Origin of the sequence: Campylobacter concisus (assembly GCF_902460705.1) — a bacterium.
Lineage (GTDB): Bacteria > Campylobacterota > Campylobacteria > Campylobacterales > Campylobacteraceae > Campylobacter_A > Campylobacter_A concisus_Z.
Genome location: NZ_CABPUP010000009.1, coordinates 1 through 3,541 on the forward strand (window position 1 = coordinate 1; position 3,541 = coordinate 3,541).

Annotated in this window: 1 protein-coding gene; it reads right to left on the bottom strand. The window is 39.8% G+C overall.

Annotated elements, in window-relative coordinates; translation table 11 throughout:
* Positions 1-3,541: beta strand repeat-containing protein (locus F3G75_RS09355; RefSeq protein ID WP_188115416.1), on the bottom strand; the 3,541-nt coding region annotated here is incomplete at both ends.

Below are 3,541 nucleotides of genomic sequence, written 5' to 3' on the forward strand. Positions count from 1 at the left end.
TAGTTGTACCACTAGTATAAGTAGTATAACCACCAGAACTAGCACCTTTAGTCCAGCTACTTCCAAGAGTAAGCTCATCGTTGCTATCACCATCTATTTTTAGCTTATTCTCGCTACTATCACGTAATATATCTTGAACATTGCTAGCTGTAAGAGTTAAGGTTGTCTTTTCTCCATTAGTCATATCTAGTTTTTCGATATTTTTAACATGACTAAAGTCTATGCTATTGTCAGCAACTTTTAATGTATCAAATCCAGCTCCGCCGTCGATAGTCGAAGTATCTTGAATACTTGCATTTTTGCCAATTGAGATAGTGTCGTTACCGCCGCCGCCACTTACAGTAGAGTTATTCTTAACGGTTAGATTATCTCCGATAGTAATGGTATCGTTGCCGTCAGTAGCGTTATTTTCTCCACCGCCGCCTTCGCCCCAGTCTCCGTAAATACCAGCATTGCCATCTAGAGTTAGATTATTACCTATAGTAATTGTATCGCCTCCTTGACCGCCTTTTACGTCGGCATAGTTTTTAAATGTTACGTTATTTCCTATAGTTACGGTATCGTTACCGAAAGTACTCGCGTCTGTATCGCCCTTACCATTATCCATATAGATATCAGAATTATCTATAGTAACGTTATTTCCTATTTTTGCGGTATCACTATGGTATCCTAAGTGCATATGCGTGCCTTCGCTAATATTAGCTCCATCTCCGATATTTAGAGTGTCACTTTGATTTCCAGTTATAAGCTGAGAGTGTTTAACAGTAGCACCGGCTCCTATATTAATTACGTCGTCATTATTATGAAGATCTATTCTTGTATTATGTAGCTCGGCACCATCTTTAATATTAACCGTATCCTTAGCAACGGCACTACCGTATGCACCAATTACGGTTTTGTCGTATGAGCTAGCATCTTTATCGCCAAATTTACCGCTAATATTAACCGTATTATTTCCGCTACTCCAGCCACCACCAAGAGTTATCTTAGTATTGTCAGATTCTATATTATTGCCAGTACCATCGATATTAACAGTATTTGTACCATGTCCTGTTTGGATATTAACGTCTTTAAATTTACCGCCCTTAATATTGATAATATCGTCGCCACTTCCGGTTGTGATATTAGAGTTTTTAATTATGCCACCACCGATATTTATAGTATCGTTATCTTTTCCGGTGTCAATATTAGACTTTTCAACCGTACCGTTTATATTTAAAGTATCTTTTCCACCGTAAGTTTGTATTTCGGCATTTTTGACGGTAGCGCCGGCTTTAACATTTATGGTATCTTCTGAACTATAATAATCCCTATGATCTGATCTTATATAAGTTTTATGCTCATTAAAGGCATTAAGACTAGCATCTTGGTCGCCAAATACCGCGCCAGACTCTATATTTACTTCATTTTTACCCTTGTCTAGTCCGATCTCTGCTTCGCTAAACGTACCGCCTCTTACATTCACCGTATCATTACCGTCACCGGTATAAATTCTTGTGCCGGTTAAATTTGCTCCGGCATTTATATTTATCTCGTCGTTACCGCCGTCCATATTCACAAGAGAATCTTTAAATGTAGCATTATCTATTGTTAAAGTATCTTTGCCATCACCCATATCTACACTAACTTTTACTGTAGCTCCGCCGTGCATCTTTATCTCATCGTCTCCGCCGTGAGTTTGAAGATGATTGACGTTAGTATAAGTAAAGTCGCCCGCTATATCTATAACGTCTTTATTTTGGCTACCCATAAGGCTTTTTACTTTAGCTTCGCCGCTTTGATGGAAATTCATATATTGCTCGCCTAGAGATGAAGATGCCTGTATAGATACATCTTTTAGTACGGCGTTTCCGGTTACGTTTAGAGTAGCTTTATCTGTTGATTTACCGCCTTCAAACTGCAATGTAGTGCCATCCAACTCGGCATTACCGTTAATATTTATTTTATCGTTTGCTCCGGCACCAGTATTGATATTACCGCCTTTAACCTTAGCATTATCTTTTATGGTAATAGTGTCATCTCCGGCTTCTCCTTGAATATATGTATTCTTTAGTTTAGCATTGCCGTTTACGGTTATTTCGTCATTAAATTTATTGCCTTCAATCCACTTTGATTCTAAATTCATGCCGTCTGTAATTTCTATTTTATTTTCACCGTATCCGCCGGATATCTTTCTGCCGCCTATTTGAGAATTTGTAAATTTCATTCCGTCATCACCCAAGTAGTTGCTTCGCATACTACCTTCTACTTCGCCGTCAACAGTAGCATTTTCAACAGTGATATTATCGTTATCTGATTTTTCAGCTCCACCGTATTGGCTTGGATCTTCACCGCGTCCGCCACTAACATATCCTTTTACTCTCGCGCCGTCTAGAATTTTAATGGTATCAGCATCTTCGTTGCCTTCTATATCTTCGCTTATGACGGTGCCTGCATCTTTTACGGTTATCTTGTCGTTACCCCATCTTCCGGCTATACCATCTACTTTTGCACCTTTTTCTACTAAGATCTCGTCATCTCCGCCTCTACCGTTTATAACACTAACGTAAGTTCCACTATCACTTACAGTTACCCTATCGTTTCCTTCATCTGCTCGTATATGATTTACTTTTGCGCCTTTATCTACGGTTATATTATCATCCCCGTTGCCAGCACCTATAAATCCGACCTGCGTTCCAGTTCCGCTTACTTTTATGGTATCGCCGGCGGCGCCGTTGTCCTCTATATCTATATTTTTTCCTTGGCTTGCTTGATATGCTTTTTCATGTACATCGTTTTTGGTTTTGTTATCACCTAGCAATGTATCTACTTTTGAGCCGCTTTCTACGGTTATGTTATCGCTTCCAGAACCACCAGAAACACCCTTTGCCTCGGCACCGTTTTTGAGATCAACATTATCGTTTCCAACTCCTCCACGTACAGACGTTATTCTTGTGCCGTCTACGGTTATATTATCTACATTATCCGATCCGAACACTTTTAAGTTTGGATTAGGATTTACTATCTTAGCTACTGAACCATCATCTGGATAGTTTGAAGCTTTTGCTGTACTAGTTACTGCTAGGTCTTTAGCGTTATCTTGACCAATAGCAAGGTTGCCGTCTTTACTTACATACCAGCCTTCTTTATAATCAAATGCACTAGGAGCGGTAGGATCGTTAGGAGTTAGATAATCTCTACCGTCGGTATGTCTATATACGTGATATCCGTTAGGTATAGAAGAGGCAAATGAGTCTAAGAGTGCAGAAGATGTGCTTTCTCCCTTATACGCAGACAATGGAATTTTTATACTTCCTGCTGGTAAAGCAGGTCCTGTTGCTTCAGCTCCAGCTCCAGCCCCAATAGCACTTCCTCCACTTACACCAAAGCTATTATCTCCACCTGCTGCTAGAGATAAAGCATCTATGCTTCCTACATTAGCATTGATGTTACTAATGTGGCCTCCTTCTGCAAAGCTAGTAGAAGATAAGCTTACGCCATCTCCACCATTACCACCTGCTTGTGGACCACCTGCTGCAGTTTCTTCTAGAGCATTAAGATC